An 18744-nucleotide genomic window follows, 5' to 3' on the forward strand; every position below is an offset into this window, starting at 1 on the left:
GCCACGGGATGGAGGGCCGGACGGGCGCGACGAACAACAACGGGGCGGCGGGATGGGGATGGGGTGTAGGTCATGGTGCGGTGTAGCAACTGGTGCTTGGGCTTGTGCGGTACGTATGCGTTGGGGCGTGGAGACCTGGCCCGGCGCTGGCGAGGCCGGCACGCAGACCCATCGCCTCCACGCCCTGGGCATGAAAGACTTGAACAAAAATGGCCGCCAGCGCTTTTCTATCCGGCGCAAGCAGCTATGAAATCAGGAGTAAATGGGCTAAGCGCGACAGCGCAGCCCTGCAAGGCGAAACAAGGCGTTGGTGGCCTGGAACGGGATGCAGTGGGCGCAGATGCGGTTTGCCAAGCGCCTGTTCAAACAGGCTGCTAACTCAGGCCGTGGGCGGACCACGCGCCTGGAACAGCGCAACGTGCGGTGCGGCAGAGCGCCCGGCATGTTGCGCCGGCGGTGCCTGCGCGGGCACCAGGGTGGGCAGCGCCGAAGGGGCGCTTTGCAGGGCGTCGCCCAGCGCAAGCTGGTCGAGCAAAAGGCAATCCACTGAGGTGTGGGGGGCCAGCAGCAGGGAGAGCAGCCCGGGGAGCCCCTGGGCGCGGTCGGCCTCTGCGGATGCGGCGCCCCCATCCTCTGCCAGGAAAGCGGCCGCGCCCCCCGGATGCGCGCCGCCGTGTGGCGCGCGCTGCACCGCGTGGCCCGCGCGCATTTGCTCCAGCGCCCCTGCATGCTCCACCTGGTGCAGGCGCCCCAGCGTGGGCACCACCACCAGGGCCAGCAGCAGCCAGGCCAGGGCTGCCTGCGCGGGCAGCTGCTGGCGCAGGCGGCGGCATAGCGCGGCCAGTGGGGCTGGAAGCAACGGGGTCACAAGAGGAACAAAGAATGCAGCAGATCAGCGGGACCGGAGAAAACGCGATGGGACTATTTCACCGGCACGGCGTCGACTACGCGGTAGTAAAGGCCGTACTGGTCGTTGGTCAGCACGGTGAACTTGCCCTCCACCACCACGGGCTCCAGGGAATACCGCACAGGGGTCTTGGCCTTGACCTCGACCATGCTCTCCGGCCCGCCCGGCGTGCAGAACGAGCAGGTCAGCGGCACCGACGTGAGGATGAAGTGTGTCTGCGTGGGCTTGGCGTCCAATGGCACCATGAAGCCCTGGATGCGCTGCGTGGTTTTGTCCAGGCCCTTTTGCGCTGCGTTGAACACGGGCAGGATGCCGTCCTTGGTGGTCTTCTTGGTCAGATCGGTCAGCACGGACCACGGCACCACGTCGTTGCGCTGGGGCAGCGGCGCGATGGGGCTGTTGGGGCTGTGGTAGCCCGCCCCACTGCCGGATGCCATCCCCGATGGCATCGCGGTGCCCGCACCTGCGGGCAAAGGTGACGAGAGCGCAGGCGCCGCGGTGGACGCGGAAGCGGGCGTCCTGCCTGTCGCGCGTTCAAACTCCCCCGGCGCGGGTTTGCCTGCAGGCGCAGCGGTCGGCGACTGTGCCAGCACGGCCCCCGCCCAGGCCAGCGCCACCCAGGCACAGGCGTGCCGGGCAGCACGGCTGCCGTTTGCGGCAGCCTGCGACGGGTGGGGCTGAGGGTGATGGAGAGAGCGGTGTGCCATGGAAATCAACCCGTGGAATGGACGGAAGGACGGAGCAGGCTCCAAAGGCCTGCTCCACGCGCGCTTCGTGCGCTGAGGACCTGTTCAAGACGAAGCAGCCACTTCATCACGATGGCGCTCCGATGCGATCCCCGGAAAGGTTTTGAACAGATTCTCAGTGCGCGTGCTTCATGCCGCAGTACTTGCCGATAGCCAGACCCTTGCACGCGGCCTGGAGTTCCTTCTGGCAGACGTCCTCGCCCTTGCCGGATTCCAGGCACTTGGCGGCGGCCTCGTGGGCGGCGGCCATGGCGCGGTGGCGGGCGATGTCTTCCTTGGTTTCCTTGTCGCTGTGGGCCTGGGCGTGCGCCAGGGCACCGACGAGCAGCATGGGGGCCAGAGCAAATGCGGCGATGAGCTTTTTCATGGGGAGCCTTTCAGATGGATGAGTGATGGGTGGGTGCGGAGCGGTATGGAGGCAGGTTCAGGGCTGGGCCAGCAAGTCGGCCACGTCCGTGCGGTAAGCCTGCATGGCGGGCAACAGGGCCGCCACGGCCGCTACACCGGCCGCCAGCAGCGGCACACCCGCCTCGGCAGGTATCCAGACGAGGCCCGAGACGGGCAGCAGCCCTTGCGCCTGCAGCGCCCAGCCCATAGCCTGGGCCAGACCATGGCCCAACAGCAGGCCGAGGGCGGACGCCATCGCGGCCAGCCACAGGGCTTCCCACAACACCAGCCCGGCCACACGGCCGGGCGGCGCGCCCAGCATGCGCAGCATGGCCAGATCGGCCCGGCGCTCGCGCACGGCGTTCCACAGTGCGATGAACACGCTGAGCGCCGCCACCGCCAGCAGCACGCCGCCAAAGGCGCGCAGCACATCGGCCCCCACGCCCAGCAGGCGCATCAGGCGCGTGACCTCGATGGCAGGTGCAGCCGCCTGCAGGGCGGTGTCGGCGTTGATCCGGCGCGGCAGCGTGATGGCGGCCATGGGCGTGCGGTAGCGCACCAGGGCCACCGTCACTTCGCGTTCTTCTTTCAGGATTTCCAGGTCTTCGGCATCGGCGGCCGTGGCCGTCTCGTGCACCATCCAGACCGATTCGGTGCTGGTGAGGATGAGCCGGTCGAGCACGCAGCCACAGGGCGCCAGCACGCCGCTCACACGGTAGGGGTGCTCGCCGTGCGCATGCCCTCCCCCGCCCAGCCCATGGCTGCCGATGAACGTGGCGCCCACCAGCGACGTCCCCGCGTGGCTGGGCTTGACAATTCCTCGCGCCACGCTGGCGCCCAGCACGGCATCCATGGGCTGCTGCCACAGCGCGCCTTCGGCCAGCGTGGCCTCGTAGTGCTTCACGTAGTCGGGCGTGGTGCCCACGATGCGAAAGCCCTGGTAACTGTCGCCCAGGCTCAGCGGGATGACCTGGGCCACCAGCGGGTTCTTCTGCAGCGCCTGCACCTCTTGCAGCGGGATGTTGCCCGTGGGCACGTCGATGTGGAACACGCCCGCCAGGATGAGCTGCAGCGGGCTGCCCTTGGCACCCACCACCAGATCGATACCGCCGAGATCGCGCTCAAGCGCCTTGTCGAGCTGCGTGGACACCAGCAGCACCAGGGTGATGGCAGCCAGGCCCAGCGTGAGCACCACCAGGTTGAGCACCGCCGCCAGCGGACGCGACCACAGGTAGCGCCACGACAGGCGGGCCAGTTGGATTACTCCTGATTTCATAGCTGCTCGCGCTTGTCCATCAAGCGCTGGGGGGCCATTTCATTCAAATCCAGCGTCTGCACGCCCGCCAGGGCTTGCACCACGCGCTGGTCGTGCGTTGCAATCACCAGGCTGGCATCGCAGGCGGCGGCGCTTTGCCGCAGCAGTGCCAGCGCGTCGGCGGCGGCCTCATCGTCCAGGCTGGCCGTGGGCTCGTCGGCCAGCAGCACCTTCGGCGACAGCAGCACGGCACGCGCCAGCGCCACGCGTTGCGCCTGCCCGCCCGAGAGCTGGTGCGGCCGGCGCGCGGCCAGCTCGGCCACGCCCACCTGCGAGAGCGCACGCACGATGGCCGCATCATCGCGCGGCAGCCCGGCGGCAAAATAGGCCAGCGCCAGGTTGTCGGCCACGGTGAGCGCACTGCTGAGATAGAGCTTTTGCGGCAGAAAACCGATGGTGCGGGCGCGCCACGCATCCATCTCGGCCCCACGCTGTGTGCCCAGCTGGGTGCCCGCCACAAACAGGTCGCCCCCGCTGGCGCCGCGCAGCCCTGCCATCAGCGCCAGCCAGGTCGATTTGCCGGTGCCCGAGCGCCCGCGCAGCAGCAGCGTGCCGCCCTGGCGCAGGTCCACATCGGGGAAGCGCAGCGGCGCGGCGCCACCCGCGGCATAGGCGTAGGAAAGACCCCGGGTGCGGATCATGCGGGGGCGCCCCCCGCCGGGTGTGCGCAATCTGCGCAGCGCCCGTGCACGGCAATGTCCACCGCCAAGCTCTCATGCCCCGCAGTGGCCAGCGCCTGCAGCACCTGCTGGAGGGCGTTCTGCACCTTGGCCGAGCCTTGCGAGAGCCGGAACTGACGGTGGCAGTCGTCGCATTCAAAGCGCGGCGCCGCGCCCTCTTCGCCTTGCGGTGCCAGGGCATACCGCGTGATGCGGGCGGCATCCACATGCTTGTGCAGCAGGCCGGCGGCGGCAAAGCGGTCCAGCAGCCGGTAGACGGTGACTTTGTTGACGGGAGCGCCCGCGCTGGCCAGGGCGGCTTCCACCTCGGGCTGGGAGAGCGCCGCATCAGGCCGGGCTTCATACAGCGCCGCCAGCGCCCGCGTGGCGCGGGTGGCGCGCATGCCGGGGGGCAGCGGCCAGAGCGGGCGGTCTGAGGACGAGGACGCGAGGGGCGGCATGGTGCGAGCGGAAAGAGGTGGCGGTGCGCGTAACGCAATCGGGTTGCATTATGCATGCATGGACGCGGCGCCCTCCCCCCGCCATCCCCCAGGCACAGCCCAACATCGTCCCGGCCGGCGCCATCCGGCGCACCGCTTTCAGGTCCAGAGACGGTAGAGCCAGTAGCTTTCGTCCTCGCTCTGCACGCGCCGCGCCAGTTCTGCGGGGCTCTCGCCAGTCACGCGCTGGGCCTCGCGGCACAGGTGCGACTGGTCGGCGTAACCAGCGTCCAGGGCCACATCCTGCCAGCGGGGAGCCTGGCCGGAGGCCTCGCTGCGCTGGCGCGCCTGCACGAGCGTGGTTTCGGCGCGCGACAGCCAACCCAGCCGCCGCAGCGACTGCCCCGCCCAGATGCGGGCATGGCGCTCCAGGCTGCGCAGGCTGCCGCCCAGGCCCTGGGCCGAGGCATGCAACTGCAGTTCATGCAGCCAGCGGGCGGCCGTGGCGCGCACCGAGGGCGCACTGGGCTGCAGTGCGTGGGCATGTCGGGCCACGAATGCCTCCACCAGCGCCATCCGCGCGGTGTCGTCCGGGGCAAGCCGCACCTGTTCGCACAAGGCCAGCCAGTCGGGGGGAAGCACGTCCTGGGCGGGCAGCAGGCCGTCCACCAGGGAGCTGATGTCCAGGCCGGTGAGGCGGTGGAATGCCTGGGGGTAAAACACCACGCCGAAGGTGCGAACCGGGCCAGGGTTGCGCGTCACCCAGGGTCGCGTTTGCGGCCCCAGCACCAGGGTATCCGGCAGGGTGTGCGGTAGCGGCAGGCCTGGCTCCACGCGCTCCGAGCTCCCTTCCAGGAACCAGGCAACGCCGCAGTACACCGACGCCGGATAGCGGTTGAGGCCTTCGCCCTTGCGGGGCGAGCCCATGGTGTCCTTGGTGATATACGCGCGAATGCTGCCTGCGAGAGCCGCAGGGGGCAGCGCCACGGTGGCGAAGGGAAGCTGGAGACGGATGCGCACGGGCGCGCATCGTAAACGGGCGCACGGCCGCCACGCGCTGCCGGAAACCCGCAGGCTTGGCGAAAAAGTTCAAGACGACCGCAGGCACCGCCTTTCAGAATCGCGGCACCATGCAACCACCGCTCTCCACACTCTCCACACCCCGCCCCTCTCCCACCCAGCCGCTTCTGGCCCAGGCGCGGCCCAGCCACACTGCCCTGCTTTGCGGCATCGCACGGGCCCGCCACCAGGTGCTGGACGGCGGGGAGATCTTCCAGGACCCGCTCGCGTTCGACATCCTGGGCCCGGCGCAGGCAGCACAGGTGCGTGCGGCGCTGGCCGCAAATGCCCCCAGGAACCGCAGCAAGGACGCCGGGTCCTTCTCCCAGGCCATGCGCGGCGCCCTGGTGGTGCGCAGCCGCATCGCCGAAGACACGCTGCGCGAAGCCGTGGCGGGCGGGGCCACGCAGTACGTGCTGCTGGGCGCGGGCCTGGACACGTTTGCCCTGCGCAACCAGTGGCCCAGGGGCCTTCAGCGCGTGTTCGAAGTGGACCACCCTGCAACCCAGGCATGGAAACGGGACCTCGCATCGCAGGCTGGGCTGGCCATGCCGCCAGGCGGCGCCCATGTGCCGGTGGATTTCGAGCGGCAGGACTTCCTGGAGCAACTCGCCGCCCATGGGTTTGACGCCGCAGAACCGACGGTGTTTGCCTGGCTGGGCGTCACGATGTACTTGCCGCTGGCCGCGGTCGAGGCCACGCTGGCGCGCATCGGCGCACGGGCAGCCCCGGGCAGCGTGCTTGTATTCGACTACGTGCGCACGCCCGCACCCGCCCAGTGGGGCCGCAAACTCGGGCTGGCGCTGATGGAGCGGCGGTTTCGCCGCATGGGCGAACCTTGGCGGTGCACGCTGCGCGATGCCGAGCTGCATGCCATGCTGGCCGCCCACGGGTTTGAACCGGCCGAGATCATCACGCCGGACAGGATCCGAGACACCCTGCTGGCCCACCGGCCTACGACGCTGTGGCAGCGCGCCTTGGGCGGACTTCTGGGCGGAATCGTGCGTGTCCGCGTGGCCGCACGCGGCGGAAAGTCGCCAGCGTGAGCGCCCGGCCATCCACCATCACCCGACCGCGCCCACCGTGCAGGCCCAAGTCAGGCAGGCTTGAGATACCGCGCAAATGTCTTGCGAAACTTCTCCACCTTCGGCCCCACCACAAACGCGCAATAGCCTGCGTGCGGGTTCTTCGCAAAGTAATCCTGATGGTAGGCCTCGGCCGCACTGTAGTTCGAAAGCGGCTTCACTTCGGTGGTGATGGGCGCGCCGAACAGCTTGTCTTGGGACATCCGGCGGATCATGTCGTTGGCGAGGTCGCCGTGCGCGGGGTCTTCGTAATAGATACCGCTGCGGTATTGGGTGCCCACATCGTTGCCCTGCCGGTTGAGCGTGGTCGGATCGTGGGTGTGGAAAAAGATCTCCAGGATCTCTTCCAGGCTGATCTCATCGGCATCGAACGTCAGGCGCACCACTTCGGCATGCCCGGTGTCGCCTCGGCAGATCTGCTCGTAGCTGGGATTGAGGGTGTGGCCGTTTGTGTAGCCGCTCTCCACGTCGGTCACGCCCCGCACGCGGTCGAACACGGCTTCGGTGCACCAGAAACAGCCGCCGCCCAGGGTAATGGTTTGCAAGGTCATGGAATTCCTCGGTTCAAGCAGACCCATTATGAATTGACGCTGCATCCCTTGCTTGCTACATTACTAACCGGTCAGTCATTAACAGAACATCCCTTGTCCCCCACGTCCTCCTCCACTGCTCCCACCGGCACCAAACGCGAGCGCCGCAAGGAAGCCCGCCCCGGCGAGTTGCTGGAGGCCGCGCTCGATCTGTTTGTCGAAAAAGGGTTTGCCGCCACGCGCGTGGACGAGGTGGCGGCCCGCGCAGGTGTGTCCAAGGGCACCCTGTTCCTGTATTTCCCCAGCAAGGAAGAGCTGTTCAAGGCCGTGGTGCGCCAGAACATCGCCGGGCGCTTCGTGGAATGGGCCCAAGAGGTGGAGACGTTCGACGGCTCGGCCGCCGAGCTGCTGCGGGATTGCTACCTGGAGTGGTGGGAGCGCGTGGGATCCACCAAGGCTTCGGGGATTACCAAGCTGATCTTCAGTGAGGGGCAGAATTTCCCCGAGATCATGGCGTTCTACAAGCAGGAGGTGATCCTGCCCGGACAGGAACTGGTGCGGCGCGTGATCCAGCGCGGTATCGACCGCGGCGAATTCCGCCCGGTGCCGATTGATTGCATCCTGCATGTGGTGCTGGCCCCCATGATTTTTCTCATGCTCTGGAAACACTCCATGGCCACCTGCATTCCCGATGGCCTGGACCTGGCGCCCGAGCAGTTCATCGACGCGCAGATCGACAATGTGCTGCATGGGCTGGTCGTGCGATCCGATACCCCGTCTTCCGCCCCATCCCCTTCCCCTACGGCCGCCCGCGGCACCTGACCATGAAACGCTGGATTCCCTGGACGGTGACTGCCGTCGTCGTTGTCTTGCTCGGCGCGGGCGTGTGGCGGGCCATGGCGGCCCGGCAGGTGCAGCAGAAAGCGCTGGCCGAAGCCACGGCCCAGCGGGCCCAGGCGCCACTGCAGCTGGCTGCGGATGAGGTGCTGGCGGTGCGTCGGCAGAACCTTGCGCTGGGTGTGCCCGTCTCTGGCGCCTTGCGCGCTGTGGATTCGGCCATGGTCAAGGCGCGTGTGGGCGGAGAACTGCAGGGTCTCACGGTGCGCGAAGGCGACAGCGTGAAAGCCGGCCAGGAGGTCGCCCACATCGACCCCACCGAGGCGCGCGCTCGTCTGCGCCAGGCGCAGCAGCAGGCCGACGCGGCCAAATCCCAGGTAGACATCAACCAGCGCCAGTACACCAACAACCGCGCCCTGGTGGATCAGGGATTCATCTCGGCCACGGCGCTGGTCACTTCGCAGGCCAGCCTGGAGTCAGCGCAGGCGAGCCACCAGGCTGCCGTGGCAGCAGCCGACGTGGCCCGCAAGGCGCTGGAGGACACGGTCCTGCGCAGCCCCATCGGCGGTCAGGTTGCACAGCGGCTGGCCCAGCCCGGCGAGCGCGTGGCGGTGGATGCCCGCATCATCGAGGTGGTGGACCTGTCGCGGCTGGAGCTGGAGGCGCTGCTCAACCCGGCCGATTCGCTGGCCGTGCGGGTGGGCCAGAAGGCACAGCTCTTCATCGAAGGCATTGCCGCCCCGGTGGCAGCTACGGTGGTGCGCATCAGCCCCACGGCCCAGGCCGGCAGCCGCACGGTGCCGGTGTACCTGCGCGTGGAACAAGCCCGCGGAGAAACACCCCTGCGGCAAGGCTTGTTCGTGCAGGGAACGCTCGATACCGGCCGTGCCGACGTGCTGGCAGTGCCGCTGGACGCCGTGCGCACCGACAAGCCCGCACCCTACCTTCAGATCCTCAAGGAAGGCCGCGTGGCGTATGCCGAGGTCAAGACCGGCACGCGGGCCGTGGTGGGCGGCCAGACTTTGGTGGCGGTGGAAGGTGTGCCCGAAGGCACGGTGGTGATCGCAGGCCGCATTGGCCAGCTGCGCGAGGGAACCGCCGTGGCGGTGGCAGCCGCCGCTGCGACGCCTGCCGCTGCGCCTGCACTGGCAGCCGCATCCCGCGCTGCGCCCTGATCACGCTGACGACCCGGATCCGCCATGTGGTTCACCAAAGTCAGCCTCAAGAACCCCGTGTTCGCCACGATGGTGATGCTTGCCATCGTCGTGCTGGGCCTGTTCTCCTACCAGCGCCTGAAGGTCGATCAGTTCCCCAACATCGACTTCCCCGTGGTGGTGGTCACCGTGGACTATCCCGGTGCATCGCCTGAAATCGTCGAGAGCGAAGTCACCAAGAAAATCGAGGAAGGCGTCAACTCGATTGCAGGCATCAACGCCCTCACCTCGCGCAGCTACGAAGGCACGGCCGTCGTCATCATCGAGTTCCAGCTCCACATCGATGGCCGCAAGGCCGCCGAGGACGTGCGCGAGAAGGTGGCCACCGTGCGCCCCCTGCTGCGCACCGAGGTGAAAGAGCCGCGCGTGCTGCGCTTTGATCCTGCCAGCCGCGCCGTGTGGTCCCTGGCCGTACTGCCCGACGAAAAATCCAGCCGCAGCGCCGTGGAGCTGACCACGTGGTCCGAACAAGTGCTGAAAAAGCGCCTGGAGAACGTGCGCGGCGTGGGCGCGGTGAACCTGGTGGGTGCCACCAAGCGCGAAATCAACATCTACCTGAACCCGCAGGCGCTCGAAGCCTTTGGGGTGACGCCCGATCAGGTGGCACAGGCTGTACGCAACGAGAATCAGGATCTGCCTGTGGGCGCGATCCGCTCGCTGGCGCAGGAGCGCGTGGTGCAGATCGACGCGCGCATGCAGCGGCCCGAGGACTTCGGCAGGATCATCGTGGCCCGCAAGAACGGCGCGCCGGTCCGGCTGGACCAGGTCGCCCGCGTGAACGATGGTGCGCAGGAAGTGGAAAGCCTGGCCCTGTACAACGGCCAGCGCACGCTGCTGCTGTCGGTGCAAAAGTCGCAGGGTGAAAACACCATCGAGGTGGTGGACGGCCTGAACGCGGCGGTGGCCGAACTCAAGAGCCAGCTGCCTCCCGGCGTACGACTGGAAACCATCGGCGACAGCTCCCGCCCCATCCGCGTGGCGGTGAACAACGTGCGCCAGACCCTCATCGAGGGTGCCATCCTCACGGTGCTGATCGTGTTCCTGTTCTTGAACTCCTGGCGCTCCACCGTGATCACCGGGCTGACCCTGCCCATCGCGCTGATCGGCACGTTCTTGTTCATGAACATGTTCGGCTTCACCATCAACATGATCACGCTGATGGCGCTCTCGCTGTGCGTGGGCCTGTTGATCGACGACGCCATCGTGGTGCGCGAGAACATTGTGCGCCACGTGCAGATGGGCAAGGGTGCGTATGACGCCGCCATGGACGGCACGCAGGAAATCGGCCTGGCGGTGCTGGCCACCACGCTGTCCATCGTGGCGGTGTTCATGCCCATCGGTTTCATGGGCGGGATCATCGGCAAGTTCTTCCACGAGTTCGGCATCACCATCGTCGCGGCGGTGTTGATCTCAATGTTCGTGAGCTTCACGCTCGACCCCATGCTGTCCAGCGTGTGGCACGACCCCAGCATCCACGCGCACGGCCAACGCACGGAGCCGGTCACGGTCTACGACAAGACAATCGGCCGCGTGACGGGCTGGTTCGACCGCGCCACCGATTCGCTGGCCGAGGGCTACCAGCGCATCCTGCGCTGGTCGCTGGTGCACAAGCTGGCCACCATGGGCATTGCGCTGGCTATTTTTGTGCTGAGCATCTTCATGGTCCCGCTCTTGGGCACCGAATTTGTTCCCAAGGCCGACTTTTCCGAAACCTCGATCAATTTCTACACCCCGGTGGGCTCGTCGCTCGAAGCCACCGAGGCCAAGGCACGGCAGGTCGAGGGCATCCTGCGCGAGATGCCCGAGGTGCGCTACACGCTGGCCACCATCAACACGGGCAGCGCCCAGGGCAAGATCTACGCCAACATCTACGTGCGCCTGGTGGACCGCAAGGACCGCACCCGCAGCGTGGACCAGATGTCCGACGTGCTGCGCGAACGCCTGAAGACCGTGCCCGGCATCACCATCACCCATGTGGGCCTGCTGGACGCCGTGGGCGGCAACAAACAGGTGGAGTTTTCGCTGCAAGGGCCCGACCTGCAGGAGCTGGAGCGGCTGACCAAGGTGGTCACCGAAAAAATCCGCGACATCCCGGGGCTGGTGGACCTGGACACCAGCGCCAAGCCCAACAAGCCGGTGATCGCACTGGAGGTCAAGCGCGACGTGGCGTCGGACCTGGGGCTGTCGGTGGCGCCCATGGCCGCCTCGCTGCGCACCCTGGTGGCCGGCACCACGGTAGGCAACTGGCGCGCCCCGGACGACCAGACCTACGACGTGAACGTGCGCCTGGCCCCCGAAGCCCGTACCCAGCCCGCCGACCTGGAGCGCCTGCCCTTTGCGCTGGCTGGCGCGGATGGTGCCACCCGCATCGTGCGCCTGAATCAGGTGGCCAGCGTGACCGAATCTACCGGCGCCAACCAGATCAACCGCCGCGACCTGACCCGCGAAGTGGCCGTGAACGCCAACGTGGCGCAGCGCTCGGCGGGCGAAGTGTCGAACGACATCAAGAAGGCGCTGGAGGAAGTGAGCTTCCCGCCCGGCTACCGCTACCAGTTCAGCGGGTCCACCAAGAACATGGCCGAATCGTTCGGCTACGCCATCTCGGCGCTGGCCATGGCGATCATCTTCATCTACATGATCCTCGCGAGCCAGTTCAAGAGCTTTTTGCAGCCGCTGGCGCTCATGACCTCGCTGCCGCTCACGCTCATTGGCGTGGTGCTGGCGCTCTTGATGTTCCGCTCCACGCTGTCGATGTTCTCCATCATCGGCGTGGTGATGTTGATGGGCCTGGTGACCAAGAACGCCATCCTGCTGGTGGACTTTGCCATCCGCGCCCGCGAGGAGCATGTGAACGACGCCGGCCAGACCGTGCCCGGCCTGCCGCGTGCCGACGCGCTGCTGCTGGCCGCCCGCGTGCGGCTGCGCCCCATCCTGATGACCACGCTGGCCATGATCTTCGGCATGGTGCCGCTCGCCTTTGCGCTGTCGGAAGGCTCGGAACAGCGGGCCCCCATGGGCCAGGCGGTGATTGGCGGGGTGATCACCTCATCGCTGCTGACGCTGGTGGTGGTGCCGGTGGTGTATTGCTACATGGACGATCTGGCGAACTGGGCGCTGCGCAAGATGGGGCGCGGTGGCACGGCTCCCAAGCCCTCTAAAATCGAGGGTTTGTCCTGATCGTCCCGCCACCAGTTCCCACGGAGTAACCATGAACCTGCCCCTGAACACGCTTGCCAACACCCACGACCCGGTTGCACAGGCCCGCTACAACATGATCGAGCAGCAGATCCGCCCCTGGAACGTGCTGGACGCGGACGTGCTGGACCTGCTGGCGGTGGTTCGCCGCGAGGATTTTGTTCCTCCGGCCTACCGCAGCATGGCGTTCATGGACATCGAAGTGCCCCTGCTGGGCAACGACGCCGAAGAGGCCGTGCGCCGCGGCCAGAGCATGCTGCAGCCACGCGTGGAGGCGCGCATCCTGCAAGACCTGCAAATCAAGCCGACGGACCGCGTGCTGGAGATCGGCGCGGGCTCGGGTTACATGGCCGCCCTGCTGGCCCACCGCGCCGAGCGCGTGGTGTCGCTCGAAATCCACCCCGAGCTGGCCGAAATGGCCCGCGAAAACCTGCGCGACGCCGGCATCCAGAACGCCGATGTGCGCCAGGCCGACGGCGCCCGCGATGCGATTCCCGATGGCCCGTTCGATGTCATTCTGCTGAGCGGCTCCGTGGCTGAAGTGCCGGCCGCCCTGCTCTCCCAGCTGCGCGACGGCGGACGCCTGGGCGCCATCGTCGGCAGCGACCCCGTGATGCGCTTCACTGTCACGCGCCGCAACGGAGACCGGTTTGAGACCACCTCGCCGTGGGACACCATCGCGCCGCGCCTGCAGCACTTTCCCGAGCCGTCCGGCTTCACGTTCTGAGTTTCGGGTTTTTCCCTCGGAGTTTTTCATGATCGACCACGTTCGCCCCGCCCAGCTGTCTGCCTGGTTCGCCGCCGCACCGCAAGGCGGCCAACCCTTGGTGCTGGACGTGCGCGAACCGTGGGAGCTGCAGACCGCCAGCGTGCGCGCCGACGGCTTCGAGCTGGTGGCCATCCCCATGGGCGAACTGCCTGGGCGTCTGGCCGAGCTGGATGCCGCCCGCCAGGCCCAACGCCCCATTGCTTGCCTGTGCCACCACGGCGCCCGCAGCCTGCGCGTGGCCGCATTCCTGCAGCACAACGGTTTTGAGCAGGTCGCCAACATCACCGGCGGTATCGACGCGTGGTCGCATGAGCGCGACCCGGCCGTGCCCCGCTACTGATGGGCGTGACGAGGGCGAGCAATGCGTTGCCCCCCGCCCCGTCGCCCGCTTCACCCGTTTTGTGCCCCTTTTTCGATCAGCTGACTCTTCCGAAGGACCTCCATGACCCCGCTACGGCCTCTTTCCCTGTCCGTTTTGTCCCTGGCGCTCGTCGCGGCGCTGAGTGCCCCGGCGCACGCCCAGAGCCTGCTGGAACTGGTCGAGTCGGCGCGCACCTATGACACCGCCTGGCAGTCAGCCCGGGCACAGCTCGATGCAGCCGCACGCCGCGCCGACCAGGCCCGCGCCGGTCTGTTGCCCAGCGCCGGGCTCACGGCCGGCCTCAGCCGCGCCAATGTGGAGCTGAGCCGCCCCCCTGTGGAAAACACCGGCACCACGCAGACGGTGGGCGTGCAGGCTTCGCAGCCGCTGTACCGCCCCGCCAACCGCATCACGCTGGAGCAAGGCCAGCGCGGCGTCGACGTGGCCCAGGCGCAGCTGGATGCCGCCTCGCAAGACTTGCTGGTGCGCGTGAGCCAGGCCTATTTCGATGTGCTGGCCGCGCAGGACACCCTTGCCTTCGTGCAGGCGCAAAAAGCCGCCGTTTCGGAACAACTGGCCTCCGCCAAGCGCAACTTCGAGGTGGGCACCACCACCGTCACCGATTCGCGCGAGGCGCAGGCCCGCTACGACCTGGTGGTGGCGCAAGAGATCGCCGCCGAGAACGACCTGCGCGTCAAGCGCCTGGCGCTCGACCAGCTGGTGGGCATCAGCGGTGCCAAGCCCCAGCCGCTGGCGCTGCCGGTCCAGCTGCCCACGGTGCAGCCCGACAACGTTGCCACATGGGTGGACACCGCGCGCGACCAGCAACCCGGCGTTCGCCAGGCTGCCATCGCGCTGGACATCGCCCGTCTCGAAACGAAAAAAGCTGAGACCGGCCACCTGCCCACCTTGGACCTGCAGGTGGGCTACAACGTGACGCGCAACCCGAACGGCACCATCACGGCGCCCGGCGTGAACAACCGCACCAACAGCGCCAGCGTGGGTGTGGCCTTCAATCTGCCCCTTTTTGCCGGCTTTGCCGTGCAAAACCGCGTCAAGGAAACCTTGGCCCTGGAAGAGAAGGCCAGCGCCGACCTCGAAACCACCCGCCGCAACGTGGCCCAGGCCACGCGCGCTGCCTTCTTTGGCGTGCAGTCCGGCCAGGGCCAGGTCCAGGCGCTGGAAGCCGCCGAGGCCTCCAGCCAGAGCGCGCTCGATGCCAACAAGCTGGGCTACCAGGTGGGCGTGCGGATCAACATCGATGTGCTCAACGCGCAAAGCCAGCTCTTCCAGACCAAGCGCGACCTGGCCCAGGCGCGCTACAACGTGCTGCTCGGAACGCTCAAGCTGCGCCAGGCGGCGGGCACGCTGACGCTGCAGGACATCGAAGCGATCAACGCGCTGCTGGTCAAGCCTTGAAGACGAGGATTCAGGCCTGCAACAAGGCCTGAACCGCTTGCGCCGTAGCCCGCGCGCCCCCCCGGTGCGCGGCGGCAAACTGCGTAGCGCGGTCGCTGGCTGCGGCCTGCTGTGGGGCGTCCTCCGCCAGCGCCACGGCCTGCGCCACGCCAGCGGCCATGTCGGCCACGCGTAGCGCTGCCCCGGCCGCGCAGGCCAGCTCGGACGCCTCCGCAAAATTGAAGGTATGGGGTCCCAGCACAACGGGACAGCCGCAGGCGGCGGCCTCGATCAGGTTCTGGCCACCCAGGCGCGCGAAGCTGCCGCCCAGCAGGGCCACATCAGCCAGGCCGTAGTAGAGGGCCATTTCGCCCAGGGAGTCGCCCAGCCACACGTCGGCAGGCTCGGGGCTGGACGCCCAGCGGCTGCGGCGCGAGACGCTGAGCCCGGCACCCTCCAGCAGCTGCTGCACTTCGTCGAACCGCTGGGGATGGCGCGGCACGATGAGCCACTGCACCCCGCCCGCTTCGCCGTTTGCTCCGGTATTGATAGCTGCCTGCGCTTGTCCATCCTGCGCTGGAGGCTGTTTTCGCTTGAACTGCTCCAGCCACATCGCTTCTTCGCCCTCACGGCTGCTGGCCAGCAGGACCACCGGGCGCCCTGCCTGGGCGCGCCACGCGCGGCCCTGGGCGATCTGGGCGGAGTCGGGCACGACGTCGAACTTGAGGTTGCCGAACACGCCGCGCACCGGCGCGCCGATGGATTGCAGCCGGGCGGCGTCGTCATGGGTTTGTGCCCATACGGCCGCGAGCCCCCGGTAGGCCGGGCGCGCCAGGGGTGCCAGGCGCAGCGCCTGGCGCAGGGACTTGTCGTTGAGCCGCGCGTTGGCCAGCACCAGGGGTACGCCACGCCGCTGACAGCCGGCCACGAGGTTGGGCCACACCTCGGTTTCCATGAGGATGCCGATGGCGGGGCGAAACGTGCGCAGGAAGCGCGCCACAGCCCCGGGTGTGTCCCAGGGCTGCCATACCTGCAGGTCACCTTGGCGCAGCAGCTTCTGGCCTTCGGCCCGCCCGGTGGCCGTTCCGTGGGTGAGCAGCAGCCGCATGCCGGGGATCTGTTCGCGCAACGCGGCCAGCAGGATCCCCGCCGCGCGCGTTTCGCCCAGCGAGACGGCATGGATCCACACCCATTGGCCGTGCGCGTCGCTATCGCTACTGCCCGCCGGGGTGACGCCGCCTTGCGAGGCCGAATAGCGTCCGAAACGCTCGCCCACCGCATGGCCGTACCCCGGCTCGGCCACTGCGCGGCGGCGCAGCTTGCGGCGCAAAAGAGGCTGCGCGCACCAGGTGATGAGCGAATACAGCGTGCGGGCGGCCGTCATGGAGCGAAGCGCAAACACCTGCAGAAAGAGCGGTTGGCGATGGCCAGCATGGGGTGGCGTTCAGCTCGCAAGCTCCACCACCGCACCGGTCCAACCGCTGTCGCCACGGGCCGCCCAGACCATGCACGGCGCGTCACCCTGCGCCGCGACCACGCAGCGTCCGCCGGGTGCCCAGAAGGCGCTCTTGCCCGCGCTGACGTACCCACCTGTCTCGCCGCTGTAGTTGGCCAGCAGCACGGCCATGTCGTGGTTCCGGGCATAGCCTTGCAGCATGGCCGACTCGGGGCCGTAGCCTTTCTGAGAGATCAGCGCGCCCGCGGCATACAGGGCGGCGCCCGCGTCGTGCGCCGCCTGGGCGTGCTCGGGGTGGGTGATGTCCGCACACACGGCCATCCCCGTGGGCTCGCCGGCCAGCAGTTGCACTTGCGCGTCCTCGGTGCCAGCGCTGGCGAACTGCGCCTCGGAATCGTGCAGGTGCCGTTTGCGATAGAGCGCCACCGAGCCGTCCGGCCCCAGCACCCAGGCCCCGATTGCGGGCGCAGCCCCCTCCACCACCGGCGCGGCGGGCCCGCCCACCACCAGCACCATGCCATGGTCGCGCGCGGCCTGACGCAAGGGCGCCAGCGCCGGGTGGTCGGGGTGAAGCACATGCGCCGCCAGCAGATGGGGCTCGTACCCCGTGAGCGAGAGCTCGGGAAACACCAGCACCTGCACGCGCTCGTACACGGCCGCCCGCACAAAGGCCAGGTGCGTCTGCACATTGCGCTCCACATCGCCTGGTGCCGAGGGCGACTGAGCGGCAGCAACGCGCAAAGGGGTGGACAGGGAGGGCTTCATACGCAGCGGCTGGGATCTTTGCGGGTGACGGAATCAGGCAACGCCATGGCAGCGAGGCGGGCGGCGGCTTGCGGCGCGTCAGTGGCTCGCCGCGCCCACCTGGGCATCGGGCTTGACACGCTTGAGCAGGGCCAGCATGGCCCCCTCGATGCGGACCAGGGCCTCCGGGGTTTGGCCTTCAAAACGCAGGGACAGCACGGGCGTGGTGTTGCTGGCGCGGATCAGGCCAAAGCCGTCGGGCCAATCCACGCGCAAGCCGTCAATGGTGCTGGCCTCGGCGGGCGCCGTGAAGGTCTGCTGGGCCAGAGCTTGCAGCTCTGCCGTCAACCGGTGGGGCTCCCCTTCGGCGCAGGCGACGTTCAGCTCCGGGGTGCTGTGACTGGTGGGTAACGCGTTCAGCACAGCGCTCGGGTCGGCACTGCGGCTCAGAATCTCCAGCAGGCGGCAGCCGGCATAGGTGCCGTCATCGAAGCCGTACCAGCGCTCCTTGAAAAAGATGTGGCCGCTCATCTCGCCCCCCAGGGGCGAGTCGGTTTCCTTCATGCGAGCCTTGATGAGCGAATGGCCGGTCTTGTACATCACGGGCACGCCGCCTGCCGCGGCAATGGCGGGTGCCAGGCGCTGCGTGCACTTCACGTCGAAGATGATCTCGGCGCCCGGCACGCGCGAGAGCACGTCCTGCGCGAACAGCATCATCTGGCGATCAGGGAAGATGTTGCTGCCGTCCTTGGTCACAATCCCCAGGCGATCCCCGTCGCCATCGAAGGCCAGCCCCAGCTCGGCGTCGCTGGTCTGTAGGGCTTCGATCAGATCGCGCAGGTTCTCGGGCTTGCTGGGGTCGGGGTGATGGTTGGGGAAATTGCCATCCACCTCCGAGAACAGTTCGACCACCTCGCAGCCCAGTGCGCGGAAGATCGCCGGGGCCGAGGCGCCCGCAATGCCGTTGCCGCAGTCGACGACGACTTTGACCGGCCGGGCCAGCTTCACGTCGCCCACGATGCGCTCCGTATAGGCAGGCAGAACATCGGCCTGGCGCACGGAGCCGCCGGGCACCAGTTGCCAGCTTTCCTGTTCCATGGTGCGGCGAAGCGCCTGGATCTCTTCGCCATAGATGGCGCGGCCATTGAGCACCATCTTGAAGCCGTTGTAGTCCTTGGGGTTGTGGCTGCCCGTCACCTGGATGCCGCTCGCGCACAGCGTGCTGGCGGCGAAGTACAGCAGGGGCGTGGTCACGCGGCCCACATCGATCACCGTGATGCCCGCCTCGACCAGGCCCTGGATCAGCGCCGCCGCCAGGGCCGGCCCTGACAGGCGCCCATCACGCCCCACCGCCACCGTGGTCTGCCCCTCGGCACGGGCCGCGGTGCCAAAAGCACGGCCCAGGCCCCGAGCCACTTCTTCGTTCAGGGTCGATGGGACGATGCCGCGGATGTCGTAGGCTTTGAAAATGGCGGGCGTGGGTTGCACGTAGAAGGCCTTTCGCGAGAGGGTTGAAAAGTCGGTTGGCATTGTAGGCGTGCCCCACCAGCCCCCCGGCCCCGACCCTGCGCTCTGCAGGCACATGTCCGAAAACGGCCAGTGCGGCCGCAGCAGGCTCCTAAGATCGACCCATGCCCTTCCC

The 18744-nt window shown here is 68.0% G+C and carries 18 protein-coding genes; 7 read left to right on the plus strand and 11 right to left on the minus strand.

What is annotated here, in order from left to right; genetic code table 11:
* Positions 1 to 379 precede the first annotated feature (379 nt).
* From MRY84_RS11225 to MRY84_RS11255, 7 genes are all read right to left on the minus strand, one after another.
* A complete protein-coding gene (locus MRY84_RS11225) occupies positions 380 to 868 on the minus strand; it encodes a hypothetical protein (RefSeq protein WP_291505812.1) in 489 nt (162 codons plus the stop codon).
* A 53-nt stretch (positions 869 to 921) separates the two neighbouring features.
* A complete protein-coding gene (locus MRY84_RS11230; protein WP_291505813.1) occupies positions 922 to 1614 on the minus strand; it encodes a DUF3299 domain-containing protein in 693 nt (230 codons plus the stop codon).
* Positions 1615 to 1768: 154 nt separating this feature from the next.
* On the minus strand, positions 1769 to 2020 hold the full coding sequence (locus MRY84_RS11235; protein WP_291505814.1) for a hypothetical protein: 252 nt from the start codon (positions 2018 to 2020) through the stop codon (positions 1769 to 1771).
* A gap of 57 nt (positions 2021 to 2077) precedes the next feature.
* Positions 2078 to 3316: an ABC transporter permease gene (locus tag MRY84_RS11240; RefSeq protein WP_291505815.1), complete on the minus strand. Its 1239-nt coding sequence runs from the start codon at positions 3314 to 3316 to the stop codon at positions 2078 to 2080.
* A complete protein-coding gene (locus tag MRY84_RS11245) occupies positions 3313 to 3996 on the minus strand; it encodes an ATP-binding cassette domain-containing protein (RefSeq protein ID WP_291505816.1) in 684 nt (227 codons plus the stop codon). The genes MRY84_RS11240 and MRY84_RS11245 overlap by 4 nt, the downstream gene beginning before the upstream one ends.
* Positions 3993 to 4418, minus strand: coding sequence for a transcriptional repressor (locus tag MRY84_RS11250; protein ID WP_291505829.1), 426 nt, complete (start codon positions 4416 to 4418; stop codon positions 3993 to 3995). The genes MRY84_RS11245 and MRY84_RS11250 overlap by 4 nt, the downstream gene beginning before the upstream one ends.
* A gap of 195 nt (positions 4419 to 4613) precedes the next feature.
* On the minus strand, positions 4614 to 5474 hold the full coding sequence (locus tag MRY84_RS11255; RefSeq protein ID WP_291505817.1) for an AraC family transcriptional regulator: 861 nt from the start codon (positions 5472 to 5474) through the stop codon (positions 4614 to 4616).
* Between the two features lie 110 nt (positions 5475 to 5584).
* Between MRY84_RS11255 and MRY84_RS11260 the strand changes: the two genes are divergently transcribed.
* Complete coding sequence (locus tag MRY84_RS11260) at positions 5585 to 6559, plus strand: class I SAM-dependent methyltransferase (protein WP_291505818.1); 975 nt, start codon at positions 5585 to 5587, stop codon at positions 6557 to 6559.
* A gap of 50 nt (positions 6560 to 6609) precedes the next feature.
* On the opposite strand, the gene msrA is transcribed toward MRY84_RS11260, so the two are convergent.
* Positions 6610 to 7149, minus strand: coding sequence for a peptide-methionine (S)-S-oxide reductase MsrA (msrA, locus tag MRY84_RS11265; RefSeq protein WP_291505819.1), 540 nt, complete (start codon positions 7147 to 7149; stop codon positions 6610 to 6612).
* 93 nt (positions 7150 to 7242) lie between these two features.
* Between msrA and MRY84_RS11270 the strand changes: the two genes are divergently transcribed.
* From MRY84_RS11270 to MRY84_RS11295, 6 genes are all read left to right on the plus strand, one after another.
* On the plus strand, positions 7243 to 7950 hold the full coding sequence (locus MRY84_RS11270; protein ID WP_291505820.1) for a TetR/AcrR family transcriptional regulator: 708 nt from the start codon (positions 7243 to 7245) through the stop codon (positions 7948 to 7950).
* A gap of 2 nt (positions 7951 to 7952) precedes the next feature.
* Entirely contained in the window at positions 7953 to 9140 is a 1188-nt protein-coding gene (locus MRY84_RS11275; protein ID WP_291505821.1) for an efflux RND transporter periplasmic adaptor subunit, read from the plus strand.
* 24 nt (positions 9141 to 9164) lie between these two features.
* Positions 9165 to 12356, plus strand: coding sequence for an efflux RND transporter permease subunit (locus MRY84_RS11280; RefSeq protein WP_291505822.1), 3192 nt, complete (start codon positions 9165 to 9167; stop codon positions 12354 to 12356).
* 31 nt (positions 12357 to 12387) lie between these two features.
* Positions 12388 to 13101 carry a protein-L-isoaspartate O-methyltransferase gene (locus MRY84_RS11285; RefSeq protein ID WP_291505823.1) on the plus strand — a complete coding sequence of 238 codons (714 nt, stop codon included), beginning with the start codon at positions 12388 to 12390 and terminating at the stop codon, positions 13099 to 13101.
* A gap of 28 nt (positions 13102 to 13129) precedes the next feature.
* Positions 13130 to 13483: a rhodanese-like domain-containing protein gene (locus MRY84_RS11290; RefSeq protein ID WP_291505824.1), complete on the plus strand. Its 354-nt coding sequence runs from the start codon at positions 13130 to 13132 to the stop codon at positions 13481 to 13483.
* Positions 13484 to 13585: 102 nt separating this feature from the next.
* Positions 13586 to 14923: a TolC family outer membrane protein gene (locus tag MRY84_RS11295; RefSeq protein ID WP_291505825.1), complete on the plus strand. Its 1338-nt coding sequence runs from the start codon at positions 13586 to 13588 to the stop codon at positions 14921 to 14923.
* A 10-nt stretch (positions 14924 to 14933) separates the two neighbouring features.
* Here the strand turns inward: MRY84_RS11295 and MRY84_RS11300 are convergent, their stop codons facing one another.
* The 3 genes from MRY84_RS11300 to MRY84_RS11310 form a co-directional block, all read right to left on the minus strand.
* Positions 14934 to 16286 carry a 3-deoxy-D-manno-octulosonic acid transferase gene (locus MRY84_RS11300; protein WP_291505826.1) on the minus strand — a complete coding sequence of 451 codons (1353 nt, stop codon included), beginning with the start codon at positions 16284 to 16286 and terminating at the stop codon, positions 14934 to 14936.
* A gap of 60 nt (positions 16287 to 16346) precedes the next feature.
* Positions 16347 to 17123 carry a carbon-nitrogen hydrolase family protein gene (locus MRY84_RS11305; protein ID WP_291505827.1) on the minus strand — a complete coding sequence of 259 codons (777 nt, stop codon included), beginning with the start codon at positions 17121 to 17123 and terminating at the stop codon, positions 16347 to 16349.
* A gap of 78 nt (positions 17124 to 17201) precedes the next feature.
* Positions 17202 to 18590 (minus strand): phosphomannomutase/phosphoglucomutase, encoded by a 1389-nt coding sequence (locus MRY84_RS11310; RefSeq protein WP_291505828.1) that lies wholly within the window; start codon positions 18588 to 18590, stop codon positions 17202 to 17204.
* Positions 18591 to 18744 lie beyond the last annotated feature (154 nt).

Origin of the sequence: Acidovorax sp. (assembly GCF_022763525.1) — a bacterium.
Lineage (GTDB): Bacteria > Pseudomonadota > Gammaproteobacteria > Burkholderiales > Burkholderiaceae_C > Acidovorax.

Bases quoted from the DNA above. Each gene is read 5' to 3' on its own strand.
- MRY84_RS11230 (WP_291505813.1), bottom strand. From the start codon at position 1,614: ATGGCACACCGCTCTCTCCATCACCCTCAGCCCCACCCGTCGCAGGCT.
- MRY84_RS11235 (WP_291505814.1), bottom strand. From the start codon at position 2,020: ATGAAAAAGCTCATCGCCGCATTTGCTCTGGCCCCCATGCTGCTCGTC.
- MRY84_RS11240 (WP_291505815.1), bottom strand. From the start codon at position 3,316: ATGAAATCAGGAGTAATCCAACTGGCCCGCCTGTCGTGGCGCTACCTG.
- MRY84_RS11245 (WP_291505816.1), bottom strand. From the start codon at position 3,996: ATGATCCGCACCCGGGGTCTTTCCTACGCCTATGCCGCGGGTGGCGCC.
- MRY84_RS11250 (WP_291505829.1), bottom strand. From the start codon at position 4,418: ATGCGCGCCACCCGCGCCACGCGGGCGCTGGCGGCGCTGTATGAAGCC.
- MRY84_RS11260 (WP_291505818.1), top strand. From the start codon at position 5,585: ATGCAACCACCGCTCTCCACACTCTCCACACCCCGCCCCTCTCCCACC.
- msrA (WP_291505819.1), bottom strand. From the start codon at position 7,149: ATGACCTTGCAAACCATTACCCTGGGCGGCGGCTGTTTCTGGTGCACC.
- MRY84_RS11275 (WP_291505821.1), top strand. From the start codon at position 7,953: ATGAAACGCTGGATTCCCTGGACGGTGACTGCCGTCGTCGTTGTCTTG.
- MRY84_RS11280 (WP_291505822.1), top strand. From the start codon at position 9,165: ATGTGGTTCACCAAAGTCAGCCTCAAGAACCCCGTGTTCGCCACGATG.
- MRY84_RS11285 (WP_291505823.1), top strand. From the start codon at position 12,388: ATGAACCTGCCCCTGAACACGCTTGCCAACACCCACGACCCGGTTGCA.
- MRY84_RS11290 (WP_291505824.1), top strand. From the start codon at position 13,130: ATGATCGACCACGTTCGCCCCGCCCAGCTGTCTGCCTGGTTCGCCGCC.
- MRY84_RS11295 (WP_291505825.1), top strand. From the start codon at position 13,586: ATGACCCCGCTACGGCCTCTTTCCCTGTCCGTTTTGTCCCTGGCGCTC.
- MRY84_RS11300 (WP_291505826.1), bottom strand. From the start codon at position 16,286: ATGACGGCCGCCCGCACGCTGTATTCGCTCATCACCTGGTGCGCGCAG.
- MRY84_RS11305 (WP_291505827.1), bottom strand. From the start codon at position 17,123: ATGAAGCCCTCCCTGTCCACCCCTTTGCGCGTTGCTGCCGCTCAGTCG.